At 52.5% G+C, this 24008-nt stretch carries 21 protein-coding genes; 7 read left to right on the forward strand and 14 right to left on the reverse strand.

Translation table 11 applies throughout. From position 1 onward, the window contains the following. The first annotated feature begins 155 nt into the window (after positions 1-155). The 3 genes from ACSV5M_RS06500 to ACSV5M_RS06510 all read left to right on the forward strand — a co-directional run bounded on the left by ACSV5M_RS06500 (position 156) and on the right by ACSV5M_RS06510 (position 4260). Positions 156-1727 carry a methyl-accepting chemotaxis protein gene (locus tag ACSV5M_RS06500; protein WP_439174822.1) on the forward strand — a complete coding sequence of 524 codons (1572 nt, stop codon included), beginning with the start codon at positions 156-158 and terminating at the stop codon, positions 1725-1727. Positions 1728-1937: 210 nt separating this feature from the next. Next, positions 1938-3242, forward strand: coding sequence for an adenosylmethionine--8-amino-7-oxononanoate transaminase (bioA, locus tag ACSV5M_RS06505; protein ID WP_439174823.1), 1305 nt, complete (start codon positions 1938-1940; stop codon positions 3240-3242). 91 nt (positions 3243-3333) lie between these two features. Continuing rightward, positions 3334-4260 carry a hypothetical protein gene (locus tag ACSV5M_RS06510; RefSeq protein WP_439174824.1) on the forward strand — a complete coding sequence of 309 codons (927 nt, stop codon included), beginning with the start codon at positions 3334-3336 and terminating at the stop codon, positions 4258-4260. On the opposite strand, the gene ACSV5M_RS06515 is transcribed toward ACSV5M_RS06510, so the two are convergent. From ACSV5M_RS06515 to adk, 10 genes are all read right to left on the reverse strand, one after another. After that, positions 4257-4718 carry a universal stress protein gene (locus ACSV5M_RS06515; RefSeq protein WP_439174825.1) on the reverse strand — a complete coding sequence of 154 codons (462 nt, stop codon included), beginning with the start codon at positions 4716-4718 and terminating at the stop codon, positions 4257-4259. The genes ACSV5M_RS06510 and ACSV5M_RS06515 overlap by 4 nt on opposite strands. Positions 4719-5077: 359 nt before the next feature. Further along, the gene (locus ACSV5M_RS06520) at positions 5078-6085 is read right to left on the reverse strand and encodes a tryptophan--tRNA ligase (RefSeq protein ID WP_439174826.1); all 1008 of its coding nucleotides are present in this window, start codon (positions 6083-6085) and stop codon (positions 5078-5080) included. 96 nt (positions 6086-6181) lie between these two features. Beyond that, complete coding sequence (locus ACSV5M_RS06525; RefSeq protein WP_439174827.1) at positions 6182-6676, reverse strand: methylated-DNA--[protein]-cysteine S-methyltransferase; 495 nt, start codon at positions 6674-6676, stop codon at positions 6182-6184. A 4-nt stretch (positions 6677-6680) separates the two neighbouring features. After that, positions 6681-8075 carry a DNA-3-methyladenine glycosylase 2 family protein gene (locus ACSV5M_RS06530; protein ID WP_439174828.1) on the reverse strand — a complete coding sequence of 465 codons (1395 nt, stop codon included), beginning with the start codon at positions 8073-8075 and terminating at the stop codon, positions 6681-6683. A 77-nt stretch (positions 8076-8152) separates the two neighbouring features. After that, entirely contained in the window at positions 8153-9271 is a 1119-nt protein-coding gene (locus ACSV5M_RS06535) for a tRNA-queuosine alpha-mannosyltransferase domain-containing protein (RefSeq protein WP_439174829.1), read from the reverse strand. A 6-nt stretch (positions 9272-9277) separates the two neighbouring features. Then, on the reverse strand, positions 9278-10300 hold the full coding sequence (locus tag ACSV5M_RS06540) for a cyclic nucleotide-binding domain-containing protein (RefSeq protein WP_439174830.1): 1023 nt from the start codon (positions 10298-10300) through the stop codon (positions 9278-9280). A 226-nt stretch (positions 10301-10526) separates the two neighbouring features. Continuing rightward, complete coding sequence (locus ACSV5M_RS06545; RefSeq protein ID WP_439175236.1) at positions 10527-11846, reverse strand: M18 family aminopeptidase; 1320 nt, start codon at positions 11844-11846, stop codon at positions 10527-10529. Between the two features lie 56 nt (positions 11847-11902). Further along, the gene (tsaB, locus tag ACSV5M_RS06550) at positions 11903-12625 is read right to left on the reverse strand and encodes a tRNA (adenosine(37)-N6)-threonylcarbamoyltransferase complex dimerization subunit type 1 TsaB (RefSeq protein WP_439174832.1); all 723 of its coding nucleotides are present in this window, start codon (positions 12623-12625) and stop codon (positions 11903-11905) included. A gap of 195 nt (positions 12626-12820) precedes the next feature. After that, positions 12821-13741, reverse strand: a complete 921-nt coding sequence (locus ACSV5M_RS06555; protein ID WP_439174833.1) for a hypothetical protein — start codon at positions 13739-13741, stop codon at positions 12821-12823. 352 nt (positions 13742-14093) lie between these two features. Further along, positions 14094-14750: an adenylate kinase gene (adk, locus tag ACSV5M_RS06560; RefSeq protein WP_439174834.1), complete on the reverse strand. Its 657-nt coding sequence runs from the start codon at positions 14748-14750 to the stop codon at positions 14094-14096. Between the two features lie 314 nt (positions 14751-15064). On the opposite strand from adk, the gene ACSV5M_RS06565 reads away from it, so the two are divergent. Together ACSV5M_RS06565 and ACSV5M_RS06570 are read left to right on the forward strand one after the other, a co-directional pair. Continuing rightward, complete coding sequence (locus tag ACSV5M_RS06565) at positions 15065-15394, forward strand: type 1 pili tip component (RefSeq protein ID WP_439174835.1); 330 nt, start codon at positions 15065-15067, stop codon at positions 15392-15394. 346 nt (positions 15395-15740) lie between these two features. After that, complete coding sequence (locus tag ACSV5M_RS06570; protein ID WP_439174836.1) at positions 15741-16211, forward strand: Lrp/AsnC family transcriptional regulator; 471 nt, start codon at positions 15741-15743, stop codon at positions 16209-16211. 46 nt (positions 16212-16257) lie between these two features. Here ACSV5M_RS06570 and ACSV5M_RS06575 read toward each other — a convergent pair whose 3' ends face one another. From ACSV5M_RS06575 to ACSV5M_RS06590, 4 genes are all read right to left on the reverse strand, one after another. Continuing rightward, complete coding sequence (locus tag ACSV5M_RS06575; RefSeq protein ID WP_439174838.1) at positions 16258-17202, reverse strand: SMP-30/gluconolactonase/LRE family protein; 945 nt, start codon at positions 17200-17202, stop codon at positions 16258-16260. 165 nt (positions 17203-17367) lie between these two features. Next, positions 17368-17919, reverse strand: coding sequence for a shikimate kinase (locus ACSV5M_RS06580; protein WP_439174840.1), 552 nt, complete (start codon positions 17917-17919; stop codon positions 17368-17370). Positions 17920-17928: 9 nt separating this feature from the next. After that, positions 17929-19575, reverse strand: a complete 1647-nt coding sequence (locus ACSV5M_RS06585) for a methyl-accepting chemotaxis protein (protein ID WP_439174841.1) — start codon at positions 19573-19575, stop codon at positions 17929-17931. 250 nt (positions 19576-19825) lie between these two features. Beyond that, complete coding sequence (locus tag ACSV5M_RS06590) at positions 19826-21280, reverse strand: NAD-dependent succinate-semialdehyde dehydrogenase (RefSeq protein WP_439174842.1); 1455 nt, start codon at positions 21278-21280, stop codon at positions 19826-19828. A 103-nt stretch (positions 21281-21383) separates the two neighbouring features. On the opposite strand from ACSV5M_RS06590, the gene ACSV5M_RS06595 reads away from it, so the two are divergent. Further along, entirely contained in the window at positions 21384-23546 is a 2163-nt protein-coding gene (locus ACSV5M_RS06595) for a VacB/RNase II family 3'-5' exoribonuclease (protein ID WP_439174844.1), read from the forward strand. After that, positions 23547-24005, forward strand: coding sequence for an EVE domain-containing protein (locus ACSV5M_RS06600; RefSeq protein WP_439174845.1), 459 nt, complete (start codon positions 23547-23549; stop codon positions 24003-24005). The last annotated feature ends 3 nt before the right edge of the window (positions 24006-24008 follow it).

Raw genomic sequence — 24008 nt, forward strand, 5'->3', positions numbered from 1 at the left:
TAGACCTGCCGCCCCTTTTGATCCTGATCTAAACTCTACCTTTAATCGGTCGATACACTGCTGAGTCCACAGAGCTTTTGACATTGTGTTTTCGAAGCCTCTGCCGAAAAATTTCCAGGGTTTTAAGTACCCGCTCGACGATGTAAGGATGTGTGATGCGCAATAATGGCCCGGTCACTGGCAGAGAGGTTTTTGTCTCCGCCACAGATGAAATTGTTTCTTCCTCGGATATCCACGGCAATATCCTCTTCTGCAATGACACCTTCCAGCGAATCTCCGGCTACAGTCACGATGAATTGATCAACCAGCCCCACAACATCCTGCGTCACCCGCAGATGCCGCGCGAGGCCTTCGGTATGCTGTGGACAGCACTCAAGGCCGGCAAGCCCTGGATGGGTATCATCGTTAATCGCTGCAAGAATGGTGATCACTACTGGGTTGATGCCTATGTAACGCCTTTGCGTGAGCGCGGCCAGATCCAGGGTTACGAGTCGGTGCGCGTCAAACCGGATGCGGCCTGTATCACCCGCGCCCAACAGGTTTATGAGCGCCTGCAGGCAGGCAAGGCTATTTATTCTCCCCTGGCCCATTTCTGGAGCCGCTTCAGCAGTGCCACTCTGACGGGTATCACCAGCTTCGTGCTCTTGTGCATCGGCAGCTTTCTGGCTGGCGTATTGAGCATCAGTAGCCTCGCAGGCCTGGCTGTTATCAGCGGCCTGATCGCTGTGCTGACGCAGCAGTTCCTGCACGGCAACTTGCAAGCGTCACTCGCTGAGGCGCGCGCCGTTATTCATGACCCGGTAGCGGCTTATATCTATACCGGCCGCAGTGATGCCATGGGTGAAATACAGTTAGCACAAATAGCGCTCAAAGCACGTTTGCGAACTGCCTTGGGCCGTTTCGCCGAGTCATCGCGGGAATTGCACCAGAAATCGGACGCAGCTCATGCCCAGTCCCGTAAAACCCATGAAGGCATGAACGAACAACAACGGGAAACCAGCAGCGTCGCCCACGCCATGCAACAGATGTCGCTGGCGGTACAGGAAGTCGCCAACGGCGCCACGCAAACCTATTCAGCAACGAACACGGCGATCAGTGAAGTTGATAAAGGCAATCAGGTGATCGAGGGAGCCAATACGGCTATTGCGGATTTGTCCGGCACGGTCGGCGATCTGAGCCAGGTGTTGGACCGCCTTTCTGCCGATAGCGGCAAGATTGCCAGTGTCGTGGATGTGATTCGCAGTATCGCCGAGCAAACCAATTTGCTGGCGCTCAACGCGGCCATCGAAGCGGCCCGTGCCGGCGAACAGGGGCGCGGTTTTGCGGTGGTAGCGGATGAAGTGCGCACCCTCGCCCAGCGCACCCAGGAATCCACCGCGCATATCCAGGACATCATCAGCAACCTGAGTAAGGCCACCGACGATGCCGGCCAGCGTATGGACAACTGCCAAAACCTGGTTGAGCGCAGCGTCAGCGAAATGGGAAATGTGAGGAATGCCCTGGCGTCGATCTCGCACTCTGTCAGCAGTATCGATCAAATGTCCCACCAGATAGCCGCTGCAGCAGAAGAGCAATCCTCCATGGCCGTAGAGATCGAGCGTAACACCTCAACCATCGCCGAAATTTCTGATCGTTCACAAATGGAGATTGAAGCCTCCGACGCCCTGACCCGAGAGATGGCACAACTCTCCAAACGGCAGCTGGATCTGGTCGTGCGGTTCAGATAGCGCGCAGGCCAGGTCTCATTCACCTTTGCGGACAAAGTCACACCCGTGGCGATGAATTCACTGCGCACGGCGTGGTCGAAGCGCCAGCCTGGGTGAGCTTGTACATTCGTTAAACACACAGCGGAATTTGATACTGCTGATGGGGATCGACTGGGGTAAGCTTGCGCACCTGACCCGACGACTTCATTTAACGGAATCTGATACGACCTCATGCTCGACAAATCTACATTGTCTACCGATGACATCCTCGCTCTCGACCAGGCTCACGTCTGGCACCCTTATGCTGCGTTTCCCAACCCTGCCCCGGTGTACCCTGTCAGTCATGCCGAGGGTGTGCACCTGCATCTTACTGACGGACGCCAATTGATTGATGGCACTGCTTCCTGGTGGAGCGTGCTCCATGGCTACAACCACCCGGTGCTGAACAAGGCGGTGGAGAATCAATTAGCCAAGGTTGCCCATGTCATGCTCGGGGGACTGACCCATGAACCGGTGGCCCGCCTGGCCAAACAGCTGGTGGATATCACGCCCGAAGGATTGAACAAGGTCTTTTTCTCGGATTCCGGTTCGGTTGCCGTAGAAATAGCCTTGAAGATGGCTCTGCAATACTGGTTCGCCCAGGGCCAGCACCAACGCACGCAATTCCTGGCATTGCGCAGCGGGTATCACGGCGACACCTTTGCCGCCATGTCAGTGTGTGACCCCATCAGCGGCATGCACAGCATGTTTAACCAGTTCCTTAAACATCACATCTTCACCGAAGCGCCCGCGTGCAAATTCGATGAAGAATGGGATGAGCGCCACCTGATTAATTTCTCTCACCTGATCCAGCAGCATCGCCAGAAAATTGCTGCTGTTGTGCTTGAGCCCATCGCCCAGAATGCGGGCGGTATGCGTTTTTATTCACCGCACTATCTGCGTCGGGTGCGGGAACTGTGTACGCAATTTGATGTGCTGCTGATTGCCGATGAAATTGCCACAGGTTTTGGCCGCACCGGCGAACTCTTTGCCTGCGACCACGCGCGCATCAGCCCGGACATTATGTGTCTGGGCAAAGCGCTGACCGGCGGTTACATCACCCTGGCGGCAACCCTGTGTAACGACAAAGTGAGTGACATGATTTCCCAGAAAGGTGCCGGTGCGTTTATGCATGGCCCGACGTTTATGGGTAATCCCCTCGCCTGTGCCGTGGGCGTTGCCAGCGTGAATCTGTTACTGAAAAGCCACTGGCAATTGCAGGTGGCCAGCATCCAGACGCAGTTGACCCAGGAGTTGGAAGCATGTCGCGGGTTACCTGCGGTAGCCGACGTTCGCGTCCTGGGTGCGATTGGTGTAGTGGAACTAAAACAGGTGCCCCACATGGCCAGTATCCAGGCGCGGTTTGTGGAGGAAGGTGTGTGGGTGCGACCTTTCGGCAAGCTGGTTTACCTGATGCCCTCCTACATCATCAAACCCGATGAGCTGCGCCACTTGACGCGTAGCATCTATAACGTGATCAGCGAACTTGAGGCTTAAGGTTCATGGTCGCCTTACAGAACTACAGCGCCACCCGGGGTCAAGGCTGCTATCCTTAACAACAATCATTGATGCCTTTCCCAGGATGACTGTGTTTACTATAAAATTGTTGCTCGCCCTGCTTATCTCGCTACTGGTGCACGCCACAATTCCTGCCTGTGCCAGCGATAAGGATGTCATGGTGTATCGTTATTGGGATTGGGGCATTACCCCCCAGCGGGACGACTACCAGGTAGCTGTACTCAAGCTGGCGCTGGAAAAAACCCGCACAAGCCACGGCGAATACAGGATCGAACGCAAACTGGAAACCCTGAGCCGCTCACGCGCCCATCGCGCTATCGCCCAGGGCGAATTCCTGAACATCCACGCCAGTCCCCTGCGACCACTGCTCACCGAGCAGGATCGTCGCGAACAATTGGCGGAAAGCATTCCAGTCACAATTCCCTTGATGAAAAGCCTGCTCGGTTATCGGAGCCTGATTATCCGCCGTAGTGATTATGAAAAATTCAGCGGAATAACCGATGCGGCACAACTGAAACAACTGATCGCCGGCCAAGGGCGAGGCTGGACGGACATCGGCATTTATGAACACAACGAGTATCAAGTGCGCGGCGACGCGGAATATTTCACCCTCTTCTCCATGCTACTGGCCGGGCGTTTCGACTATATCCCGTTAAGCGTAATCGAGGTCAATGGCGCTTTGTCCCGCTTTGAACAGTATTCCGACAGCCTGATGGTGCTGCCGGATCTGATGCTCTACTACCCTCTGCCCACCCTGTTCCATGTCAGCGCCAAACACCCATCGCTGGCAGACCGCGTTGAGCAGGGCTTGACCCAAGCCAGACAGGATGGCTCCCTCGATCGCTTGTTCGAGCAACACTTCTCAGAACATGTGCATCAGATGAAGAGTGTAAAACTGCGTGTGTTTGTTCTGGAAAATCCGGGCGTGCCCAGTACACTTGGGCTGGACCGTCCGCTACTGTTAAACCCGCAGTCAAACCCAAAGCCGCGCCCTTAACGAAATACCATCACCGGCACGTCGGTATGACTTAATACCTTTTGCGTCTCACTGCCGAGGAATAATTTGTTTAATCCCTTACGTCCATGGGATGCCATAAAGACGGCGTCACACCCAAATCTATCGATTGCTTCAACAATTTCTTCGTGCGGGCTTAATGACAGGGGTGTTGTGGCTTCACAGGTAATCCCGCGGGATTGAGCCACATCCGCTACTTTTTTAACAATATCCTGGGCGTGTTGCAGGGATTGTTCGTCAAAGCGTTGCCGGAGTTCGTCGTCGTAAAGATTGGGGTCGTACATCAATCCACCCGCTGCCGGGGGAATGAAACGGTAGGGTTCGGCCACCGAGATGACCACCAGGGTTGCGCCCACCTGCCCGGCTAAATCCAGCGCGGCCGTCACGGCTTTTTCGGATAAGGGTGATCCATCGGTTGGGACAAGAATCTTGGTAAACATGGTTGCGACTCCTTCTTTTGAGAATGGCTGTCTTGTTAGTTGACAGCCTGCCGCCGGTAACATTTCGTTCGGCTGGCATTCCCATTATCCGGAGGGGGCGATTGGGGGGTGCTGATGTAGATCAATGTTTCATTCAGACGGTAAGAGTCTTGAAATCCGTTTGTCATTAGGGCTTTGTTTCGAAATCGCATAACAAATTGGCAGGATCGCCAATTTGCACAGCGAAGCTGCCCGCAGGGTGAGCCACAGGGATGTGGCGAATGAATCGTCCCTGTGGCTCCCTCAAGTCGTCCCTGACTTGAGGGTTTCGAAACAAAGCCCTAATGCCAAACTCCCATTGTGTGAACTTGCAAGGGAGTTCAAATAATGGGCTTTATACCGACAGCTGCGCGGAGTTTTTCCAAGAGTGGTTGACTATAGGCACGTGCTTTCTGTGCGCCGGCTTGCAGTACTTCTTCGATGTGCGCGGGGTTGGCCAGCAAGGCCTCGTAGCGTTCCCGTGCTTCACCTAGTTGGCCGTTGATCAGTTCGAACAATTGTTTCTTTGCCTCGCCCCAAGCGATACCCTCGGCGAACGCCTGGCGCATGTGGGTGGTTTGTTCCGGGGTAGCGAAGGCTTGCCAGATTTGAAACACGGTTGAGGTATCCGGGTCTTTGGGTTCGCCTGGTTCGAGCAGGTTGGTGATGATTTTGTTGATGGCTTTTTTCAGCTGTTTTTCCGGCAGGAACAAGGGGATGGTGTTGCCGTAACTCTTGCTCATCTTGCGGCCATCGAGGCCTTGCAACACGGCGACATTGTCGTCCACCTGGGCTTCGGGCAGGACGAAATGTTCGCCGTAGTGATGATTAAAACGGGCGGCGATGTCGCGGGCCATTTCAATGTGCTGGATCTGGTCTTTGCCCACCGGGACTTTGTTGGCATTGAACATCAGGATGTCCGCCGCCATCAGGATCGGGTAGGAGTAGAGTCCCATGGTGATACCGTAATCCGGGTCTTCGCCGGCTTCCACGTTGGCATCCACCGCCGCTTTGTACGCGTGGGCGCGGTTCATCAAGCCTTTGGCGGCCATGCAGGTCAGTATCCAGCAAAGCTGGGGAATTTCCGGTACATCGGATTGACGGTAAAAGATGGCGTTGTCGGTATCTAACCCGAGGGCCAGCCAGGTAGCGGCAATCTCGCGAGTGGACTGATGGACCTGCACCGGGTCATGACACTTGATCAATGCATGGAAATCGGCGAGGAAATAAAAGGATTGCACGTCGGCGCTCTGGCTGGCGGCAATGGCCGGGCGAATGGCGCCCACATAATTGCCAAGGTGCGGTGTGCCGGTGGTGGTAATGCCGGTTAAAACCCGTTGCTTGCTCATAGTCTGCTGCTTCTTATTGGTCAATGCGTCAAAACGGAAAGCGGCACATCATACAGGCAAGCATCGGGTTTGCGAACCGCAGCGAGCGGCCCCGGATTACTGAAATTGCGCTTCGTGAGCCAATAGCCAGGCTTTGCGTTCCAGCCCTCCGGCATAACCGGTGAGCTGGCGATTTTTCCCGATCACACGATGGCACGGCACCACAATGCTGAGCGGATTTTTTCCGTTCGCCATGCCCACCGCGCGCGCCGCTGTGGGTTGCTGGATGGCCAGGGCCAGATCCCCGTAACCCCAGGTCGTCGCGTAGGGAATCTGCCGTAATTGCGCCCAGACTTTGTGTTGGAAATCTGTACCCCTGGCGGCCAGCGGTAAGTCGAAGTCACGACGTTCACCAGCGAAGTAGGCTGACAGTTGTGTGCAGGTTTCATCGAGTAGCGGATGAGTATGGCTGGCCAGGCCAACCGCCAACAAACGTTCCGCCTCCGCCATGTCGGTAAACAAAATATGGTGCACCCCGGCGTCGCTGGCGGTGATCAGGATGTCGCCCAGCGGCGAGGCTATACAGCGGTAAGTCATGGATAGCGGGTTCATGGTGTTATCCCAGGTAATGCCATAAGTGAAAGGTGGCGTAGCTACGCCAGGGTTTAAGGGCCGCACTGTCAAACGCGGTGCCCTCCGTCAGTTGTGCCAGGGCCTTTTTCACACCCAGATCACTGGCAAGCCAGATGTCGGTATGACCCAATGCCCGCATCTGCACATAGTCCACGGTCCAGGGGCCGATGCCTTTCAACGCCAGCCAATCGGTCACCGGTTTCTCCTCCCCCTGCTGGTGATACCAATCGGCAAAACGACGCAGGGTCTCCCGACGGCTGGCGGGCATCTTCAACATGGCCAGATCGCTGGCCGCGATGGCCGAGGGTGTCGGAAATAACTTATGTGTGTCATTCAACGGCTCCGCCAGGGCATCGACCAAACGCTCCAGGTGTGTTCGCGCCGCCGCAACACTCACCTGCTGCCCGAGGATAGCCCTGACGCCCGCCTCAAAAGGATGCCAGATACCGGGGATGCGTAGACCCGGCGTCAGCACAGTGTGAAAGCCGGCCGCCCCCAGTTGCTGTTCTATCTGCTGAATATCGGCATCCAGATCCAGAATCTGCCGTACACGAGTAACCAGGGGCTTGAGAAACACTGGTTTATCAATACTCACCGTCAGCTGCAGTTGATGATCTCCATCTGCCGGACACACCTCAAAGTAGCCACGCGCCTGCTCACCGGCCGAATTGCGCATTACAAAGGTGCGGCCGTAGCGCTCGCCATTAACCCATTCAATACCGCGTACACAGCGCTTGCGCCAGAAATCCAGCATCAGCGACCAATTGAGTGGCGGGCGGTAGGCGAGCGACAGCCTCAGTTCCGGCGTCGCCTTGCGCGACCGGCGAATCGCGGAGGGTGACAGTTGCAGTTGTTTGCGGAAGGCATCATTGAAACGCCGCAGGCTGTTAAAACCCGCCGCATCAGCAATATCGGTGACGCTGAGAGAGGTTTCGTGGAGTAATTTTTTGGCGAACATCACCTGGGTAAACAAGGCATAGGCTTTGGGTGACATGCCCAGGCGTTCCTGGAACAGGCGGCGCAGATAACGGTCGCCGATGCCGAGCCGTGCGGCTAACGTCGGCAAATCACTGGTGGTTAACTCGCCCGCGTCCAATAGCGCCAGCGCACGGGTAAACGTGGTGTCAGTTCCGCGCCAGGCGCAAGAGCCCGGCGCACTGTCCGGACGGCACCGCAGGCACGGCCGATAACCCGCCTGGGCTGCCAGCGCGGCGTGGGCAAAATATTCGACGTTATCCTCCAGCGGGGGCACCACCGGACACACCGGGCGGCAGAAGATACCCGTGGTTTTGACCGCGATAAAAAACAACCCATCAAACCGGGCATCGCGGGTGAGGCGGGCGCGCTGATATTCGGTATGGTTAAGCGATGCAGTCATCAGTCTGAACCCTGGCGTTGGTGATGACCATTTTAGCGATAAATACTGAATGAACTCGCCATTTTCGGCACTGACCGCTAGGGCCACGCAACAGACTCCAACAGGTCCTGGTAATGCGCCCGCATGCGCGACCAGGAGAGATAACTCAAATCCGGCACCCCAAGCGATTCACCGGCCATCACTTGCCCTACGAGATACCGAAGCTGGCTCGCCATGGCCTCGGCTTCACCTGCCGGATCATCAGGTAAGGACTTATAACAATTATCCAGGCCAAACCACTCCGGGTAGGCCTGCCGCGCCGGCACCAGGGGCACACAGCCTGCGGCTACCGCCTCCAATACCGCCAGCCCCTGGAAATCGTGCACAGCGGTGGAAACGACTATGTGGCTTTGTTGCAGCAATTGTCGATAACGCGCGGCGCTTTCCACGAAACCCCATTCACCCAAGGCGCCCTGCTCTGCCAACAGCTGTTTGATCTCCGCAAATACCGGAGGCTGTTGGCGAAATTGTTGACCCACTACATGAACGGTGATCGCCGGGGCATCACTTGCAGAAAACCAGCGGCGCAGCATCACCAGCAAGCGGTCGGGCCCTTTGTCATATTCCCATCGATGGTTCCAGATCAACGCCGGTGTGGCCGGTGTTGAATAGCCTCGACTCGTTTCTGAAAAATAGTGGTCAGTTAAAGGCACGGGCAGCACCTGGCTGCGCGCCGCTAGCGTTTCTATCAGATCAAGCGGCACATGATCCGGTAAGCGACGCAACAATGCCTCAGCGCCCGCGAGAAAAGAATCGCGATTAAATGCCGAATTAAACACGACCCGATCTGCACAGAGCGCGCTGTATATCGAGGTAATCTGCGGCTCTACGCTAAGCGTTTGATCTTCGCCCGCAGGATAAGCAAATTGGTTTTCGTGGAAATAAACGAGCGTAGGAATATGTGCAAGTTCAGGAATAAAGCCGCGCAGCGATGACAGATCCACCATGGAAGTGGCAATCAGCAAGTCGTAAGCCTGCGTCAATAATTTACGCTGTGAAAATGCCCAACTCAAACTGTTGCCGCGCACGCGCCAGCTGAAATAGCGCGGCGGCAAACTCAATTGGGTCCATTGGTGTTCGGGAAAGTGTGCTTCGAGTTCCTGCCGCCAGCGCTGATGGCTGGCGGCATCGTAGGCCGACAACAGCAGGATTTTCACCGGGACTTACAAGCCGCCGTAGTGTTGGTTGGCCTGCTTCAGGATGTAGGTGTCAAAACCCGCCTGATTTAACAACTGCGCCGCAACATCACTGCGGCGCCCGGCATCGTCAGTAACGATATAGGTCATTTGCGCATCCAGTTCCGCCAGGGTTCTGCGCAGGCTACCCAAGGGAATATTGCGGCTACCGGGCACGTGCTGAAAACGCCGCTCCACTGCCAGGCGCACATCCAGTAACTGGTAAGGTGGAAATTCTTTCTGGCGTTCGCGCAATTCTTCTGCGGTAATAAAGCGTGTGACGGGTTCATGTAACAGCGCTTTAAAATCTTCCTTCTGCAAACACATGAGTTTGCCCGGTGTGAGCATCTTTACCGTTGCATTGCGCGTGGTATCACCCACCAGGGCTTCTTCACCAAAATAATCCCCGGGGCGCAATGCCGCCAGGATTTTGCCGGTAGTATCCAGCACCGTCGCACTGCCCGTTTTCAACACATAGAACAATTCGCCGCGCTCGCCTTCTTTAACGACGATTTCATCAGCGGCTACCTTTTGCTCGGTAAAGCGGGAAAACAATTGACGGATATTGCCCGGTGGCACCTTGGCAAACAGGGGAGCTTGCAACAGGTAGGACATCCAATCGTTATCGTCCTCGGACACCGACGACGGGTCTTCACCGCTTTCACTCCAGGCCATCACCAGATCGAGGAAATCCCGCTCGACGCACAGCAGCTTCACCGGCGATTTGGTCATGGCAGAGACCTGCGTCGGCGAACTGCCGCTCAGGGGCAAGCGCCGCGCTTCACTTTTGGGGTCTACCGAGGTAATGACAAATTGGGCATCAATCAGATCAACATTCCCTTCGATCAGGTAAAAGGCTTCTTCCAGCTCCTTGCCGCGTTTGAAAACCATGGTGCCTTTAGGAAATTCGCGCACGCTGGCTTTCTCGGTCACCTTGTCCAGGTATTCCGGGTTCAGGGTGTCAAACGGCGTAAAAACGCGCAGGATGTCGTGATTAATCGTATTGGTCATGGATCAGGACTACTCTTGTTGTGCTACTTCTATCACAGACGTGGTGCTTGCCGACACGGGTGTGTGGGTTGGTAATTATAGTCACTGCGCTGTTTCAGGGGGGAGTTTTCTTGTCAACACTTCGGAGTGGTTCACAGGATAAATGGCTGACAAACGCGACAAAAGGCGCACGATGTGGCGCAATGACTAGCCTTGCGCCACATCGCTTGAGCGACATCAAGAATTGTTAATGGAATAGGCCAGGTGCCCGAGCGTACTGATAAAAACCGGCCAGCACACGATACAGGTACCAGGCATCAAGGCTACCGGCCAATTCCCGGATTGAGTGCATCGCAAAGGTGGGTACACCCACGTCGAGCGTTTTGACGCCGACTTCTGCCGCCGTTAAGGGGCCGATGGTGCTGCCGCATTCCATGTCCGTGCGCGAGACAAAACTCTGCACCGGCACCTGAGCCTGCTCACATAAAGAGCGGAATAACGCGCTGGTTTCGCTGTTGGTTGCGTAACGCTGGTTGGCATTGACTTTGATCACCGGGCCGCGATTGAGCAATGGACCGTGGTTTTCGTCATGGCGATCACTGAAGTTGGGATGGATACCATGGGCGTTATCCGCCGATACCATCAATGAGCGCTCCAGGATGCGCACGCGTGTGTCGATGTCCGGCACCAGGCGCTCCAGGAACTGGTGCAACATCGGCCCGCGCGCGCCGCACGTTGAGGTGCTGCCGATCTCTTCGTGATCGGTGCAGATCAGCAGGCTGCTCACATCGGGGTCACTGTGTAGCAGCGCTTGCAATCCGATATAGCAACTCAACAAATTATCCAGCCGGGCACTGGCAATAAAATCCTGCTGCAAACCTATCAGGGCCGGTGCTTGTGTGTCGTACAAACTGATTTCATAATCCAGCACCTGAGCCGCAGCCAGTTGCGGGTATTCGCGCTGCACATGGGCCAGCAGCAAGGATCGAAAATCCGGCGTTTGGGTTTCCTGTTCGTTCAATTGCAACAACAAGGGCACGATATCTTTCTGCGCATTAATGCTGCGATTGCGATTAACCTCGCGATCCAGATGAATCGCAAGACTGGGAATGGTCGCCACCGGCGCAACAAAATTTATCAGCACGCTCCGAATCGTGTGTGATTGATCACGGTAGGTGACTCGTCCCGCCAGCGACAAATCGCGATCAAACCAGGGGGCCAGCAAGGCACCGCCGTATACCTCAACCCCCAACTGAAAATAACCGCGACGATTTAATTCGGGCTGGGGTTTAACCTTCAGACAAGGGCTGTCGGTATGCGCACCAACCATGCGAATACCGGTTTCCAACAACGGCTGCTTACCGTAAACAAATGCAATGATTGACGAATCGTTGCGGGTCACCACATAGCGTTTCCCACTCTCCAGTTGCCAGGCATCACCCTCATTCAATGCAATAAAACCGGCTTGTAAAAATTGGTGCATCATCCAGGTGGTTGCGTGAAATGGCGTGGGTGCGGCTTGTAAAAATTCCAGCAGCCCCTGATTGAATTGATGTTGATCATGCATTGCGGTCATCACTACACCTATCGTTTATCGTTTAATCATCATGGCAACGTGAATGTTCATTCCGTACGGATGCGTTGCCGTTTTTGCCAGGACACTTCATCGCGCAAATAAACCGGTTGCGCCTCCATCGCTGATACAGACTCGCCGCGCGCCAGCAATGCATCGGCCATACGCGCTATATCCGCCGCATCGGGATAAACCGACAAATCAAATGATACCGGTGCGAGTTGCTGTAACTCCTCATAATGCCAGCCAGGACCCAGGCCAATCAGTTGATTCCGATTTTGCTTCACTGCGTCTTGCTGCACCACAACGGATGGCGGCATGACAAATTCGGCGGTCAGCGCGACGGGCAGAGGATTGTGTGAATCATACTGAAACAACCCCCAATACACTTCGTTCATGCGCGCATCCAGCGCCACCAGGACCGGATGCGGTTGTTTCAATTCGCCAACCGCCGCGTTTCGATAATAACCAGCCGCGATTGCGGCCAGGGTCGATACGGGAACCACGGGAATCTGCAAACCAAACGCCAACCCCTGCACAATACCCAGGCATATGCGCAAACCGGTAAACGAGCCGGGACCACGCCCAAATGCTATCGCACCCAGTTCGCGTTTATCGCAGCCGGCCTGCTGCAAGACCTCATCCACCATTGGCAATAAACGTTGAGTGTGGCTCTTGGCAGCCATTTCGAACAACCCGGTCACCACACCATCGCATAGCAACGCGACTGAACAGGCATCTGACGAAGAATCAAGGGCGAGAATTTTCTTCATAGCACAACATCTTGTAACTCATGAGGGACGATATTTTGCCAGATTTTTATCAAATGAAGTTTGTAAAGGCAGAAAAAATCCCCGGTAGCCAGGCTAACGGGGATCGGTAGGGTTTAGCCAGCACAGTAACTTTCCCCTGCTCCACTTCGGGTGAGGGGATCAAGGATTATCCGGCTGCAGTTATTCGTTTAACCGTTATTTGGCTTTAGGTGGACGCCCCGCCTTTCTTGCCCGCCCCGCTTTTTTAGCCATCGGTTTTTTGGCCGGTGCTTTTTTCACTGCTGCTTTTCTCGCGGTGGGCTTTTTAACAGCCGCCTTTCTACTGGTAGCAGGGGCTTTTTTTACCGCCGGCTTACGCGTTGCTGCTTTCTTTCGCGTCGTCCGCTTGGGTGCTGTAGCGGCTTTGGTTTTGGCAGCCATCTTGCGTTCTACTTTAGCGACCTTGGCGGCGGCCTTCTTCGATGCGGCTTTGGTACGGGCAGCCAACTTCTTGTTTGCCGCTCTCACTTTTTTCGCATTCGCCGCAGCTCGTGCCTTTTTCCATTTTGCCTCAAATGCTTTTACCGCTTTCGCCAGATCTGCATCCGCTTTGGCAGCTAATTTATCTTGCATCGCGGCTATTTTTGCTTTTGCTGCATCTTCTACGGCTTTAGCAGCGCTGATGGTCTTGGCTTTTGCCAGTGCACTGCGCGCATCGGCCAACTTCGCACGCGTGGCTTTAGTAGAGCCAGACAATTTGGTTAATGCCGCTGTGGCAGATTTGGCCGAACGCTTATCGGCAGCCGTACCGGATTTTTTGGCTTTGTTCTTTGCAGCAACAGACGCTTTTCTCGCGGCGGCAACGGCTTTTGCTTGAGCTTGAACATCTTTTTGCAAGCTTGTAACCAGGGTTTGGGCTTTCATTACCGCTGGATCAACTGCTTTTGGAGCGGTGCGTTTAGGGGCAGATTTTGCGGAAGTGGTTTTTCTTGCTGATTTCGACACAGATTTTTTAACGACTCTTCTCGCCATGTTGATCTCTCCAAGTTTGTAAAAAGTTGTTTTTACAGCACTAGCACCATGAACGATAGCATATATTTTGATCTTTTTTAGTTTTTGAGTAAATTTATTAGCCAATTCACATAAATATCTGAAAAAAATGCTGCAAAAGAAAATTTATTCAGAAAAATTAAACATCACTCAAAAATGAGCGAAAGCATTTCTTACAAGATTCACGCGCAACAATGATCACTCGACGATTAAATTTAATGCCTCAAGTTCGACAGATCTTTCGTCCCTGATTGCTGCATCGAATGAAATGCAACAACACCAACAATGTCGTATCGAATAAAAATAATGGATGTTTGCTAAAAAATGCGACAAGTTTTATTGATATATTTGCGCGGAAGGAAAGCGGAGGAAAAATAATAGCGGAAGGTAGAAACAAAACAGGCTCCCGCAGGAGCCTGTTGGTAGCAAGCCGGAGAAATCAGGGAATTAAAACGGAAAACAGTTGTTCTCTAATAGAATCCACACTACCCACACCGGAGATACGAGAGTATTTTGGGGCGTTAGCATTGCCCTGGCTGACAAGATTTTGGTAAAAGCCAACCAAAGGCTTGGTCTGTTGATGATAAACCTGTAAACGCTTGCGTACAGTTTCTTCCAGATCATCCGGACGCTGTACTAAAGGTTCACCTGTTACATCGTCCAGACCTTCGCGTTTGGGCGCATTGTGAATCACATGATAAACACGGCCTGACGCTTCATGCACACGGCGCCCGCTGAGGCGTTCTACGATTTCTTCATCGGGCACATCAATTTCAATGACGTAATCAATATGTACGCCTGCATCCAGTAATGCTTCAGCTTGGGGAATAGTGCGCGGAAAACCATCAAACAAAAAGCCATTGGCACAATCACTGGAGCTGATGCGTTCCTTTACCAACGCAATAATAAGATCGTCGGACACCAGGCCACCAGATGCCATAATGTCTTTCGCTTGCAATCCGAGCGATGTGCCAGCCTTTACCGCAGCGCGCAACATATCTCCGGTAGAAATTTGCGGGATGCCGAACTTCTCCATGATCAGCTTTGCCTGCGTCCCCTTACCCGCGCCCGGCGCACCCAAAAGTATGATTCTCATTACGGATTGCTCCTTAGTATTATCGTCATGCCCGTCGCTCATGAGTCGGCCACTTCGTCGGCAAACATCAGCAAAATGGGACAAATAAAAAAGGCGTTACGATACACGCCCGGCCCGGCAATCACAATATACCCTGTGACATCTGTCTCATTATGCATCTAACTATTTGATTTTTATAATTTTTTCTGTTTCAGCCCCGCATTACACAACGAGCGTTGGCCAACAGTAAAACTGACGACTTTGAGCTATAACTTATAACAAGCATCGATCAGCAAGATGCTTTTGCAGTTTCTACTTACATGAGGTTGTTATTTATGAAAGTCAGCGGACTGGTTCATCAATGGAACCAAACAGCAAGCGGCAAATTAACACCTAACACTTATACGGTACGTCTGGCCGTTGAAGATGCGGCTAAACTGGCCGCCCTGAGCGAAATGTATCCCAAGCGCACAACTGAGCAATTAATTTCGGACCTGTTATCCGCAGCGCTCAGTGACCTGGAAGGTGCCATGCCTTACGTCAAGGGTTCGCGTGTCATCAGTGAGGATGAAATGGGCGATCCAATCTACGAAGACCTAGGGCCAACACCGACATTTTTGGCGCTTACCCATAAGCACATGACAAGGATCCAGGAGGCTTCCTGATTAAAACCACCAAGGCCTTGATGTAGAAAGCCTACATTTAAAAAGCCTCTGTTTAGAAGCCTCGATGCAGCGCGCATAGGGGCTGATCGCTTACCTTGCGACTGTCTTATAGACTGGCCGCCCGTCCTCCCTTCCCCATTTTTCAGCAGCTCGCCAGATCAGGCCGGTAATCGCCAACTTATTGCACCTGTTCAACACAAAATGATGGCGTCTCAACGCAAATGATCGTGCCGTCCGATTGATCATCTGCGGCACTTGGTCCTACAATAATGATGTTTTAACTAATACCCCCAGAATTTTAGGTGAGAGAACTCCATAATCCACAAATAAATAGGATAATACTAAAATGACAAACTCTGTGGAACTCGATGAATTTGATCGCAAGATCCTCCGCGCGCTTCAGGAAAACGCCGATTACTCTATGGCTGACCTGGGCAACCTGATTGGCCTTTCCCACACGCCCTGTTGGCGACGATTAAAGCGGCTGGAATCAGAAGGTATCATTCGCGGAAAAGTCACCCTGCTTGATGCGGGCATGCTCAACCTGAGCGTTACTGTGCACGCCCAGGTCAACCTGAAAGATCGAACGGAAGCCGCGTTTGCCGCCTTTGAAGCGGCCATTGCGCCCGTAGCGGAAATCACCGAATGCTACGCCACCAGTGGAGACCAGGATTATCTCCTGCAAATTGTGGTGGAGAGCGTTGGGCATTACGAAAGTTTATTGAAGAAAACCCTGCTGCATTTACCCCATGTCGGCTCGATTCATTCAACCTTCGCCTTGCGACAGGTAAAGTATTCCACTCAATTGCCGCTGTAATGTAACGCAAAATCATCAGGGCACCCCTGTGCCCTGATCCCGCCGGTTATTTTCGCAGCTGATGCGCCCGTCCCGGAAATTCAACTCGGGTCATTTCAATGGCACCGCGTTCCTGCAAGGTTATGTACAGGGTTTTACCATCTTCACCACCAAACGCCACATTGGTTGGCTTTTGCCCCTTGAGTTGAATTTCCCGCAGTAACTGTCCCGTTGGCGAGACTACCGCTACAACGCCCGCCCCGTAACGGGCGATGTACAAATTACCCTGACTGTCACAGCGCATGCCGTCCAACCCATGATCGGCAAATTCAATCAACAAGCGTTTATTGGCCACGCCGCCGTCCGGCAGAATATCGTAGACCCACACCTTGCGTTGCACACTCTCGTTGACATAAAGATGTTTTTCATCGGTGCTGACTTCAACACCATTGGTGGTGCCCATATTGGCTTCCAACAAATGCGTGGTGCCATCGCGATCAATACGCCAGAGTTGGCCTGAGTTATCGGCCCACTTGGGATCGCTGGCGTAGAGGGTTCCTGCAGCGCTGATGGCGATGTCGTTAGGCTGGTTCATCGCGGCATTATGGGCGAACACCTTTATCTCGCGGGTGGCCATATCAACTTGCAAAATGTTGTGACCAACATAGTCTGCAATATACATATTGCCCGCCTGATCAAAGCGGATGCCATTACCGGTGCTGCCCGTTGGCAGTTGGACAAACAAGCCTGCGTTACCCAATCCATCATTACCATTCACCACGCGGCCGATGGTGCCTTCGCGGGCAAAATTTACCGCATATAAATGACCATCCGGCCCCACTGCCGGGCCTTCAATACCTTGTGTAAAGATTCCGTCACCCACGTAATCCTGAACAACATATAACGCCTTCTGTTGCGACGGCACGGATTGACCGACAGTTGCCGTTTCACAAGCCGCCGCCATCATCGAAGCGACTGCAATACCCATTGCCTTGGAATATTTTTTTTTCACAGGTTTTACCCCTTATTGGAAGTTCTAAAATAGATTGCGATGCACGCAGGGGGAGGATAAATCAAAGCAGGGATAGAAAATAGATGGACCGTGACTCGGAGGGTGAATCAGGTAATGCTGAGAGATAGCTCTGCTCAAAAGCGCTTTATTCAGAAGCCAGAAGGATCAAGCGTCCATTTCGGCAAATGCTTCAGCTTCCTGGTAAATGATTTCTTGCAAGATCTGTTCCTGGGTTTTGTCTGTGCAATCAATCGTAATATTCGCAAATTTTTGATACAACGCGCGGCGCTCCTCAAACAGCTCATGGAAACTTTGTCCCGGCCGCCGCGCAATGCCACGCGTTTCATAGTTATGGATACGTTGTTGCAATACCTCAAGCGGCACATCCAGAAAAATAACCGGGCCGAAGCTGTTGAGATGTTTCATTCCCGCTTCACTGTAAACGGCGCTGCCACCGGTAGCAATAATGTGATTGGAGCACTTCACCGATAACAGGATTTCCTCTTCAATATCACGCAACCGCTGATACCCATGTTGATGCAGAATATCCTGCAAGGTTTTTCCTTCGCGCAGCTGAATCAGGATATCGGTGTCGATAAAATTCTTGGCGAGCTCCTTGGCGAGCAAAAGTCCAATTGTACTTTTGCCCGCACCCGGCATGCCGATCAAGATCAAATTGGTACTGAAGACGTTCACGTCCGACTCCTGCCTGGCCATTCTCACTCGTTACACACGGAAGTTGCCCAACAACTGCCGCAAACTGGAAGACAATTGATTCAGCCGCTGACTGGCATTGGCAGTTTTGGTGGCGTCTTCCGAGGTGGTCATGGCAAGTTGATTGATCTCCACCAGATTCTTATCGATCTCTGCCGTTACCGTGCTTTGCTCTTCTGCTGCGGTCGCGATCTGGATCGCCATATTGGTAATATTCTGCACTGCAGAACCGATGCCGGCCAGTGATTCACCGGCTTCACTGGCAGACCCCACCGCCTCATTGGTCATGGCTGTGCTGGCATTCATCGCTTCTACCGCACGCTGCACACCACTTTGCAATTGACTCAGCATGCCCTGAATATCTTCGGTCGACTTTTGCGTGCGACTCGCCAGCGTACGCACTTCGTCTGCAACGACGGCAAATCCCCGGCCCTGTTCACCGGCGCGGGCTGCTTCGATGGCGGCGTTCAGTGCAAGCAAATTGGTTTGCTCCGCAATGCCGCGAATCACGTCGATGACAGAGGTAACATTTTTTGCTTCGCTCTCCAGACGCACCATGATATCAGCGGTTTGACTGATACGACTTGAAAGCCCCTGCACCCGTTCAACAGCAACATGGATACGCTCCTGCCCCTGATCGGTAATCTGGTTGGCGCTCTTGGCATTTTGTGCAGTGTTACCCGTGTTGCGCGCAACTTCCTGGATCGCAACAGTCAGCTCGTTTACTGCAGCCACGACCATGGTGATCGCATGACATTGTTCATCTGCCGCTTTTTGGCTGCTGCTGGAGACTTCCAGCAGGGTTTCGGCGGAACTGGACACATTGTCGGTGTTGAGCCGTATATCGGTGATCAGGCGTTGCAGTTTTTCCATGAATCGATTGACATGACCAGCCAGTTCACCCAGCTCATCTTCGCGATCAATATTGATGCGGATCGTCAGGTCGCCATCGCCTTCGGCAATATTCTGGATGCGATCACTGATCATTCGCAATGGCTTGGTGACAACCAGCGGTAAAAACCAGGCCGCCGCTAATGCCACCAGCGTGCCGATAACCACCAGCAGCAGTAATTTGGAGGCGATAAAATCCCGCTCTTCATCAATATCCACGGTGAAATTGTCGACATGTTGTAACCGGCGCTCGCCTACAACATCAATAAAATTGCGCAGTGTGGAGTAAGCCTCAAAACCTTCGCCAAAGGAGCGCTCAAGTTGCTCCTCCCGCACAACTGGATCGTCGGTATCAGCGCGGCTGACAATACTGTCAGTGATAGCTTTCCAGCCCTGCAAATATTGTAAAAACTCGCGTTTTTCCTGTTCTGTCGAGGTGTTGGATAATGCAAAGGACTCCAGAATACGATCATGGGTTTGTTGGATATTTTCAGAATGCTCCGCAATCAACGCCTGTCGTTCCTGCGCGGAGAGACGACCGACAAACAAAGCCCGCTCTGCCGTAAGCGCCTGGTATAAATCCCGATCCGCCTGCATCAGCAACTGGATCTCGGGGAGATTAATTTTGGCTAGTGTCTCCGCGTTGCTGGCCAGTGTATTACTGGATCTGACGGAGAAGATGCCCATGTACAGGAATAGCAGAACGAGCAACATCAAGGGAATACCCAGCTTCCAGCGGAAACTGATGTTCTGATACCAGCTTGTCATCTAAATCACCTTTCAGAATAATTTTTTTGTCGGTTTCTCAACAAACGTACAAATATTTAAGCGCCATTAACTATTAGAGTGTAGTACAACCCATACGAAGCGGTTAAAAGTGCATAAAAAATTATTCCAAAAAAGGAGAGAAATCTTGTAGTTGCAAATTTTTCACAATAAAGGCACGATTCTTAATCATGTTTGTTTTTAATTAAGGATTTTTTGTATTGAATTAATGACTGAATGGACGTTCATTCGCTCACACGCCCTGGCAGAGATATTTAATATTGAGGTAATCCTCAATACCATAATGAGAGCCTTCGCGACCCATACCGGATTGCTTCACCCCACCGAAAGGAGCAACCGCACTGGAAATCATGCCTTCGTTGATACCCACCATACCCGTTTCCAGTTGCTCTGCTACCCGCCAGATCCGCGCAGGATCCCGGGTATAAAAATAGGCCGCCAGACCAAACTCGGTGTTGTTGGCTAAACTAATGGCTTCTTTTTCTGTTTGAAATGCGATCAAAGGCGCAACGGGACCAAAAATTTCTTCGCGACAAAGACGGGAATCCGGAGCGACATCGGTCAATATTGTTGGAAGAAAAAATTGAGACGTGGCCGATAAACGTGAACCGCCCTGCACCACTTTCGCTCCGCGCTCAATCGCATCCGCGAGCAATTCTTCCACTTTTGTTACGGCCTCTGCGGAAATCAACGGGCCTAACTCAACACCTTCGTCTATCCCATTGCCCAACTTCAATTGCTTTACCGCGTCCATTAATTTTTTTGTAAAGGCATCGTACACATTCGCGTGCACATAAAAGCGATTGGCACAGACGCAGGTTTGGCCGGCATTGCGAAATTTGGACGCTATAGCCCCTTTGACCGCCTCATCAAGATCAGCATCATCAAATACAATAAAAGGTGCGTTGCCACCGAGTTCCATGGTGACTTTTTTGATGGTGGACGCCGCCTGTGACATCAAGGTGCGACCAACTTGTGTAGAGCCGGTGAAGGTGATTTTGCGAACCTTGTCATGGGTACTTAATTCGTGACCGATGGTTTTGGCATCATCACTGACCAGAACGTTGATCACACCCGCCGGTATGCCTGCCTCACTCGCGAGGGCCGCCAATGCCAGCGCTGACAAGGGCGTTTGTGATGCCGGTTTGGCCACCACCGTGCAACCCGCCGCCAGCGCCGGCGCTAACTTTCGCGCAAGCATGGCATTGGGAAAATTCCATGGCGTAATAGCCGCAACCACACCCACTGCTTGTTTGATGGCAAGCATGCGTTTTTCTATCGACGGCGATGTGATGACGTTCCCGTTAAGGCGTTTTGCCTCTTCCGCAAACCATTCAATATAACTCGCGCCGTAAGCAATTTCGCCCCGCGCTTCTGCAAGAGGCTTGCCCTGTTCTGACGTCAGTAGTAAAGCCAGGTCTTCCTGATTTTCCATGACCAGATTGAACCAGCGTCGCATCAACTGGCTGCGTTCGTGTCCGGTTTTGGCTTGCCATTGCGGAAATGCTGCGGCCGCAGCGTCAATTGCCCGGCGGGTTTCCGCAACCCCGGCACTGGCTACTTCCCGCAGGGGGCTACCGTCAGCGGGATTTGTAACCACAAGGGTTCGTCCATTGTCCGCGTCACACCAGCGTCCATTGATAAAAAGCTGATGTTGTAATAAAGCGGGGTTTGCGAGGGATAACATCGTCTTTCTCCTTCCACTGCGTTGGAATCCACATTATTCATGTCGTCATTAGTATGCCAAATATAAGGGTGTGACAAACAAAGCGATAGGCAGGTTCGCCGATGTGCTGAGCAAAAAACATGCATCCGAAATAGCAGTGGATGATCACACGCTTAAGGGCTCGGCATTGACTGCCGCATTCCATGGCAATCGCGTTAAATCCTGTTATCATCACCGCTTCTTTCTCTTCATCAGTACTCGATTCATGCTCAATAAAGACGCCCTGCAACAGCTTTCCCAGCTCAAAAATACCATTCGCGCGCACCGCCAGGTTTATCAAGGTGTCGTGCGTTCCACACCAAAACGGTTCGGCTTTGTCAAACTGGATGACGGTCGGGAAGCATTTCTGGATCCCGAACAAATGCAGCGAGTCCTACCGGATGACCGGGTAGAGGTGGAGCTTAAAACCAACGATAAAAACCAGCTGGATGCACGGTTGGAAAAATTGCTCAGCAGTTCATTGCAGGAATTTGTCGGCCGTTACGTTTGTAAGGGCAATGGCCACTTTGTTGAGCCGGATCTGCCGCAATTTAATCGCTGGTTATTTATTCCTCCTCAGGAGCGCAATAAATGTACGGAAGGTGACTTGATCCTGTGCGAGATTATCCGGCATCCCTTTAACAATGATGGCAAAGCACAGGTGCGTGTTATTCGGCGTATCGGGCGAACTGAAGAAGCCGGCATAGAAAGCCGTTATATTGTGGCTAAATATCAGTTACCCGAAGAATGGACTAACGAGGCGCAAAGCCAGGCCGCGTCAATCAATTGGGCACCACCGACACGAGAACCGCAGCAAGAGGATCTCACCCACCTGCCCTTTGTCACGATTGATTCGGAAACGACGCGGGATATGGATGACGCGGTATATATCCAGGCAGAAGATGACGGTTGGACAGTCTACACAGCGATCGCTGATCCCACGCGTCATATCACCTTCGGAAGTCCTTTGGAAAAAGCCGCACGCGAACGTGCCAGCACCGTGTATCTCCTCGGTCAAACGATCACCATGTTGCCGATAGAACTTTCCCATGACACCTATTCGTTGGTGCCGGAAAAAGAGCGGCCCGCACTGGTGTGTCGTATGCAGGTCAATCGCCAAGGCGTCATTACCGGCTACGAATTTATCGAAGCCGTTATCCGTTCGCAGAATAAACTCAGTTATCAAAGCGTTTACGAATTACTCGCGCCTGTCGATACCAATGAGCCTTCTACAGATTTATCTGCAGAGACACAACAGATGCTGCGGGAATTGCATCAGTTTGCTCTGGCACGCATTAACTATCGCGCAGAAAACGCCTTGGTCATGGAAGAGCGGGCGGACTATTTTTATATCCTTAACGAACAAAAGAAAATTGAACGGGTAGAAAAAAGAGATCGCAATATTGCGCATCGCGTTGTCGAAGAAGCAATGTTGGCCACGAATATTTGTGCCGGCGAATTATTTACGCAACATCCCGGTTACGGCATATTTTCCAGCCATGTCGGCTTTCGTCCAGAACGCCTGGAAGATGCCCTGGGACTGATCAATGAAGACAGGCCGGACTTCGAGCCTGGCGATTTGACTCGCCTGGAAAATTTCCAGCGATTGTTCAAGGAGCTGCGACTCAATCCTAAACACTCGGAAAAAAATGCCCCTTTGCTGGCGATATTGCAGCGCTTGTTACAAGCAGGGGCCTTATCTTTTGACTCTGTTGGCCATTTCGGCCTGGGCTTCCCAGCCTATGCCACCGTGACATCGCCTATCCGTCGTTACAACGACCTGTTTAACCATTTTGCGATCAAGCGCATCCTGAATAATGAACCGGCTTTTCCCGTTGATAAAAAACTCACGGAGCAGTTACAGGAACAATTAACCAAAGGCCGGCAGGCCTGCCGACAGATTGAATTGTGGCTGATTTGCCAATTTATGATTCAACATATCGGCAGTGTCCATAGCGGGACTATTACGCAGGTTAATTCCGTGGGTGTCGGTGTGCGGCTGGAAGACTTGGGCGTGGAAGGATTTGTCACCTTGGCGGACAAAGATAACAATATAAAAACATCACTGGATGCGCGCCGCTTTTGCCTGACTGCCGGCGATAAAACTTTTCGTCTCGACCAGCCGGTATCAGTCATGGTCGCCGATGTTGATATTGAAAAACGTCGTATTGGTTTGACGCTGGTCAGCGACGCGATTGCCGAGCGTTTGAGCGTATGGAATGACCTGCCGCCTTCAACGGAGGCATAGATGAAGCACTACTGGCTGTTTAAAGCGGAACCGGACATTTACGGGATTGATCACCTGGCGGCAGAAAAAAAACAAACCGGTCGCTGGGATGGCATTCGCAATTACCAGGCGCGCAATTTTTTGCGCGACCAGGTTGCCCTGGATGATGAAGTCTTGCTTTACCACAGTCACTGCAAACAGATTGGTATTGTGGGCACGGCACGTGTGGTTAAAACAGCTTACCCTGACCCAACGCAATTTGATCCGGAAAGTGATTATTACGACCCTAAATCCAGCCACGACGCCCCGCGCTGGTTTTCTGTCGACATCAACCTGCAGGAAAAATTTTCGCGCACTATTTTACTGGCGGAGATCAAGCAACATCCGTTACTGGCCGATATGGTATTGCTAAGACAGGGGCGACTCTCGATTCAACCCGTCACCCCACAGGAATGGAAAACTATTTTGAAGATGCAGTGACTG

The sequence above is a fragment of the Cellvibrio sp. ARAG 10.3 genome (assembly GCF_051846955.1).
Taxonomy (GTDB): Bacteria; Pseudomonadota; Gammaproteobacteria; order Pseudomonadales; family Cellvibrionaceae; genus Cellvibrio.

Bases quoted from the DNA above. Each gene is read 5' to 3' on its own strand.
- ACSV5M_RS06545 (WP_439175236.1), bottom strand. From the start codon at position 11,846: ATGCATGATCAACATCAATTCAATCAGGGGCTGCTGGAATTTTTACAA.
- ACSV5M_RS06600 (WP_439174845.1), top strand. From the start codon at position 23,547: ATGAAGCACTACTGGCTGTTTAAAGCGGAACCGGACATTTACGGGATT.
- ACSV5M_RS06570 (WP_439174836.1), top strand. From the start codon at position 15,741: ATGACAAACTCTGTGGAACTCGATGAATTTGATCGCAAGATCCTCCGC.
- ACSV5M_RS06525 (WP_439174827.1), bottom strand. From the start codon at position 6,676: ATGAACCCGCTATCCATGACTTACCGCTGTATAGCCTCGCCGCTGGGC.
- bioA (WP_439174823.1), top strand. From the start codon at position 1,938: ATGCTCGACAAATCTACATTGTCTACCGATGACATCCTCGCTCTCGAC.
- ACSV5M_RS06580 (WP_439174840.1), bottom strand. From the start codon at position 17,919: ATGGCCAGGCAGGAGTCGGACGTGAACGTCTTCAGTACCAATTTGATC.
- ACSV5M_RS06585 (WP_439174841.1), bottom strand. From the start codon at position 19,575: ATGACAAGCTGGTATCAGAACATCAGTTTCCGCTGGAAGCTGGGTATT.
- ACSV5M_RS06540 (WP_439174830.1), bottom strand. From the start codon at position 10,300: ATGACCAATACGATTAATCACGACATCCTGCGCGTTTTTACGCCGTTT.
- ACSV5M_RS06515 (WP_439174825.1), bottom strand. From the start codon at position 4,718: ATGTTTACCAAGATTCTTGTCCCAACCGATGGATCACCCTTATCCGAA.
- ACSV5M_RS06520 (WP_439174826.1), bottom strand. From the start codon at position 6,085: ATGAGCAAGCAACGGGTTTTAACCGGCATTACCACCACCGGCACACCG.
- ACSV5M_RS06530 (WP_439174828.1), bottom strand. From the start codon at position 8,075: ATGACTGCATCGCTTAACCATACCGAATATCAGCGCGCCCGCCTCACC.
- ACSV5M_RS06590 (WP_439174842.1), bottom strand. From the start codon at position 21,280: ATGTTATCCCTCGCAAACCCCGCTTTATTACAACATCAGCTTTTTATC.
- ACSV5M_RS06500 (WP_439174822.1), top strand. From the start codon at position 156: ATGCGCAATAATGGCCCGGTCACTGGCAGAGAGGTTTTTGTCTCCGCC.
- ACSV5M_RS06565 (WP_439174835.1), top strand. From the start codon at position 15,065: ATGAAAGTCAGCGGACTGGTTCATCAATGGAACCAAACAGCAAGCGGC.
- tsaB (WP_439174832.1), bottom strand. From the start codon at position 12,625: ATGAAGAAAATTCTCGCCCTTGATTCTTCGTCAGATGCCTGTTCAGTC.
- adk (WP_439174834.1), bottom strand. From the start codon at position 14,750: ATGAGAATCATACTTTTGGGTGCGCCGGGCGCGGGTAAGGGGACGCAG.